Annotated in this window: 4 protein-coding genes and 1 pseudogene; 3 read left to right on the top strand and 2 right to left on the bottom strand. The window is 65.6% G+C overall.

Features of this window, described 5'->3' with window-relative positions; genetic code table 11:
• Both JOY90_RS32610 and JOY90_RS32615 read right to left on the bottom strand, forming a co-directional pair.
• Nucleotides 1–1,250 (bottom strand): hypothetical protein (locus JOY90_RS32610; RefSeq protein WP_291695207.1); only part of this gene is annotated, 1,250 nt, incomplete at its 3' end.
• Nucleotides 1,251–1,358: 108 nt separating this feature from the next.
• The gene (locus JOY90_RS32615) at nt 1,359–2,480 is read right to left on the bottom strand and encodes a hypothetical protein (protein ID WP_291695208.1); all 1,122 of its coding nucleotides are present in this window, start codon (nt 2,478–2,480) and stop codon (nt 1,359–1,361) included.
• Nucleotides 2,481–2,750: 270 nt separating this feature from the next.
• On the opposite strand from JOY90_RS32615, the gene JOY90_RS32620 reads away from it, so the two are divergent.
• The 3 genes and pseudogenes from JOY90_RS32620 to JOY90_RS32630 form a co-directional block, all read left to right on the top strand.
• The gene (locus JOY90_RS32620; RefSeq protein WP_291695209.1) at nt 2,751–3,125 is read left to right on the top strand and encodes a Crp/Fnr family transcriptional regulator; all 375 of its coding nucleotides are present in this window, start codon (nt 2,751–2,753) and stop codon (nt 3,123–3,125) included.
• Nucleotides 3,122–3,934, top strand: coding sequence for an MBL fold metallo-hydrolase (locus JOY90_RS32625; protein WP_291695210.1), 813 nt, complete (start codon nt 3,122–3,124; stop codon nt 3,932–3,934). The genes JOY90_RS32620 and JOY90_RS32625 overlap by 4 nt, the downstream gene beginning before the upstream one ends.
• A 252-nt stretch (nt 3,935–4,186) precedes the next feature.
• Nucleotides 4,187–4,327 (top strand): annotated as a pseudogene (locus tag JOY90_RS32630) (glutathione S-transferase); the annotation flags it as partial.

The following is a 4,327-nucleotide window of genomic DNA, read 5'->3' on the forward strand; positions in this document are numbered from 1 at the left end:
GGCTTGGCCGCCATCCAGTCGACGCCGGGAAAATGGAAGCCGCCGATGCCGCGGGTCTGATGACAGCCGCCGCAGCTCATGTCGTTGAGGCGGCGCTCGAAGCCGGCGGCCGAGCGGATGTTCTGCAGCGTCACGCCGCGCTCTGCCTCCTTCTGCAAGGCGGTGACGACGTCGCTCTCGCTGAAGATCGGATGATCGGTCTTGTCCTCGCCTTCGACCAGGCCGAAGGCCGGCTGCATCTCTGAGGGCGCGAAGCCGGTCGGGGTCGGCGCGACGATGCCCTTCCTGAGGAACTGATCCGGGATCAGGATCGTGCCGCGGTCGAGCGCCTCGAAATTCGCGGGCTCCAGCAGCCATGCCTTGAAGTCGCGCGCGAAATTCGCGTCCGACAGCAGCCGGTCGCGATCGATCTGGTTCTCCAGCACGACCTCCTTGTACGTCGCCGATGACGCATCGAGGTCGAACACCTTCATCAGATAGTCGGTGCGGAATTCGCGGGCGGCCGATTTCGCCACATGCGCGATCTGCAAATTGGTCTCGATCCGATCGATGTTCTCAGGCGCGATCAGGTCGAGCGGACCGTCCTTCGCCATAAGCTTCGCCGCGAGCTCGTCACCGGTCAGCGTCAGCTCGCCGGCGGCAAGCCAGCGCTTGGCGACCTCGGCGCAGTCGACCGGCGCGCCACCGGCATCGACCGCGTGGTCGCCTTTCGCCTTCAGCACGACGTTCAGGGTCATCGGCAAGCGCGGCGAGGCATCGAGCTCGCCGATCCGGGCGGCGCCGATACGCGCCATCCGGTACAACAGACGAATCTCGCCGCAATGCGCGGCGTCGACATAGGCGCGGTCCATCCGGTTGACGATGCCGGACAGAATGAAGCGGGCATCGGGCGCATCGAACAGCGCACGGTCGAACAGTTGATGGTCGTAGCTCTCACCGACGCCGATCGTGTCGGCCGGCCGTCCGGCCTTGTGATCGGCGACATAACGCGCGAACTCTTCGTCCAGCGCCTTGCGCACCGGCGCCATCGACGGCAGCGCGAACAGGTCGCGGTTGGTGAGCGGCGTAACGGCCGAACCCGTCGGCGCCAATATCGCCTCGAGACCGAGGCGTCCCTGGTCGAGCGCGCGCAACGCCGACGGATCGAGGATCGCGGTGCCGCGCTCGATCGGCGCGTTGTCGGCGGCGTGCAGCGGCGTGGCGAAAACAAGAAACAGCGCGACGAGCAGATGACGTGGAGCGTTGATCATGCGAGGATTAACACCACGCAAAAATGTCTATTCTGGCGCCCCTTTTCGATGTTCGCGAGGGGTGCTTCACTTGGTGGTGAAACGCCGTCTCGCCACCTTCGTCAAGCCTCAGCGCGCGACCACGAGGCCCTTGGTGGTGACGACCACCCAGCGGCCATCCTGTTTGCGGATCGCATCGACCCGGCCGAGCCCCGGAACGGGATCACCGGCATAGACCTCGTAGAGGCCCTGCCGTCCCTCGATCAGGGCGCCGCCATGCGAGACGTCGCGCAACACCCAACCGTCGACCTTGGGCAACCGACCAAAATCGGTCTTGTCGTTCCTGTCGTTCTTGAGCGGCGTTGCCGCAGCCGATGCCTGCTGCGATGTCGCGGCCGGGGCCGGCGGCACCGAGCCCGTGATGTCTCGCGTCGGCGCCGACGTGGAGGCCACGGCCGCCTCCTTCTCCTTCGCCAGGGCCGGCGTGGTGGCAACCGCGGCCACAGGCGGCGCGGCGGCCGAGGCGCCACGGAGCTTGTCGACGGCTTCCGTCAGCCTGGCGAGCTTGGCGGCCGGCTCGGCCTGGGCCTTCTCGATCTTGTCGAGGCGGTCGTTGGTCCGGTTGAGCTGGCTGGTCTCCTGCTTGCCGGTGCGCTCCAGCCCAGCCTTGAGCGACAGAATCTCGGCATCGATCCGCGCGATCGCAGCGTTCACCGAGCTGCCCTCATCGGAGGCCGCCGCGGCTGCGTCGGCGCGGTGGGTCAGGCCGGATGCAAGCGACCCGCCGATCGCGCCGGCGGCCAGCGCCACCAGGGCGACCGCTGCCATGGCGCCGAACCGGCGCTTGCCGGTTTCGCCGGTCGCCTGGTCTGACCGCAATCCGGACCCTGCCGCGACGTCTTCCCGCGCTGGTTCGCCCGGGGCCATGATCAGCACCTTGGCCGAGGGTCGCGGCGCCTCGAACTTCGGCTCCGTCTTGGCAACATCGATCCGGACAGCCCCTGGCTTCGGCGTGGGAAACACCGAGGCATCGAATTGCGGCGTTTCCGCCTTGATTTCAGGCGTTTCGACCTTCGGCGGATCCTCCTTCGGCAGCGTCTCGTGATCGGGCGCGATCTCAACCGCCGCCCCCACCTCCTGCACCGAGGCCAGCGTCTGCTCGATCAGCGGATCAGAGACCTGCTGAACGGTGGGCGCCGGGGTGACGGAAGGGGCTTCACCCGCGGTCTGCTCGGCCTGCTGCTCACTCATCAAAACCTCCGGTCAGGGTTGACCATTCGGTAACTTTCATTGCTTGCCAATTCGTTACCGAGGGGATGGGTACGGTCGGCTTACCGAAATTTTAGGGACTTTTCCGTGGCGGATTGCGATCAAGATCAAGGAGTCAGGTAACAGAGGTGGTCCGGCCGGCTCGCGTCCGCCTCCCCGAATACCGGAGGTGGCCCCCGTTGCCTCATTTGCGGCGCCCGGTTTCCCGACTAACATGGAGCCAACAGGCACGAGCCAGAAAGGCAGGTCGTCATGGCGATCGAGAAGTGCATCAACGAGTTTGGCGTCGGCGACGTCATCTTCGAGGAGGGATCGGCCGGGCGCGAGCTCTATGTCGTGCTCGACGGCAAGGTCGAGATCGCCAGGGTCAACGGCTCGGTCAAGACCGTCATCGTCAGTCTCGGCAAGGGCGAGTTCTTCGGCGAGATGGCCGTGATCGACGGCTCCTCCCGCTCCGCCACCGCGATCGCGGCCGAGCCCGGCACCAGGGTAATGCGGATCAATCATGCCCGTTTCGTCTACCTCGTCAGCCAGCAGCCGGCGTTCGCACTGATGATCATGGATGCCTTGAGCAAGCGGCTGCGCGCCTCCAACGACCTGAACTACCGCGCGGCGGCCAACCTATGAGCGAGCGGAAGCCGTCCCCCTTCCCGGTCCTGTTGAACAATGACGTCTGCTCCCTGATCCAGGCCGCCGACGACGTCTACCAGGTCCGCTTCAAGAACCGCGCCGCCAACGCCTATGTGGTGCGCGGCAGCTCGCGCACCATCATGATCGACGTCGGGCTGACGTCGAACTACCCGTGTCTGGTCGAATGCCTGCACCATCTCGACTGTCCGCCGGAAAAGATCGACATGGTGGTGCTGAGCCACGAGCATCTCGACCACATCGGCGCGGCGCATTATTTCAAGGGGCGTACCTACATCGCCGCGCACCGGCTCGCGGCCAACAAGATCATGCTGCGCGACGACTTCTCGATGCTGCGCAAGATGTTCAACGAGCCGAACGTGCCGATCGACGTCGACCTCTGGCTCGAGGAAGGCAATCTGATCGACCTCGGCAATTTCCGCCTCGATGTGATGCATACGCCCGGCCACACCTCGGCCTGCATCACGCTGTTCGACCAGGACAAGGGGCTGCTGTTCGCCGCCGACACGCTGATGCCGGGCGGCGTGATGGGCGGGGTGTTCGGCTCGGGCTCGATCGCCGACTACATCCAGTCGCTGGAGCGGCTGAAGGGGTTGAACTCGAGGATCCTGCTCTCCGGCCATGGCCGCCTCTCCGACACGCCGCAGGAGGACGTGCGCATCGCGATTGCGCGCTCGCACGGGCTGCTGTCCGACACCGCGCAACTGTTCGACGCGCTCGACGCACGCTCGAATTTCGAGCCGATCATGCAGTCGGTGCGCGACCTCAACAAGCTGGACGACAGCTAGCCGCGGTCCGCCCTCTGCTCCCCTGCCCCTTGCGGGGAGGGGCTGGGGGTGGGGGTACCCAGGCGGAAGTCTTCGTGTGTTACCCCCCTCCCTAACCCTCCCCCGCAAGGGGGGAGGGAACGCACTTCCGCTGCCGCCGAAGTCGTGTCTCATCGCGCCAATGTCTTGACTCATCGCCCGTTTGACAAAGCGCACAGCGGCCTGTTGATAGGCAGGATCAATGCCATTGATAAGAAAAGCAGGGAGGATTTCATGAAGCTCTACGACTCGATCGGGCCGAACCCGCGCATCGTCCGCATGTTCATGGCCGAGAAGGGCATCGAGATGCCGAAACAGACCGTCGATCTGCGCGGCGGCGAGAACCGCGAGCCGCCGCACCTCGCGCGCAACCCG

It is taken from the genome of Bradyrhizobium sp. (genome assembly GCF_019242285.1).
Taxonomy (GTDB): Bacteria; Pseudomonadota; Alphaproteobacteria; order Rhizobiales; family Xanthobacteraceae; genus Bradyrhizobium.

Excerpts from the sequence above, each read along its gene's own strand:
- JOY90_RS32625 (WP_291695210.1), top strand. The coding sequence starts at position 3,122 with ATGAGCGAGCGGAAGCCGTCCCCCTTCCCGGTCCTGTTGAACAATGAC.
- JOY90_RS32620 (WP_291695209.1), top strand. The coding sequence starts at position 2,751 with ATGGCGATCGAGAAGTGCATCAACGAGTTTGGCGTCGGCGACGTCATC.
- JOY90_RS32615 (WP_291695208.1), bottom strand. The coding sequence starts at position 2,480 with ATGAGTGAGCAGCAGGCCGAGCAGACCGCGGGTGAAGCCCCTTCCGTC.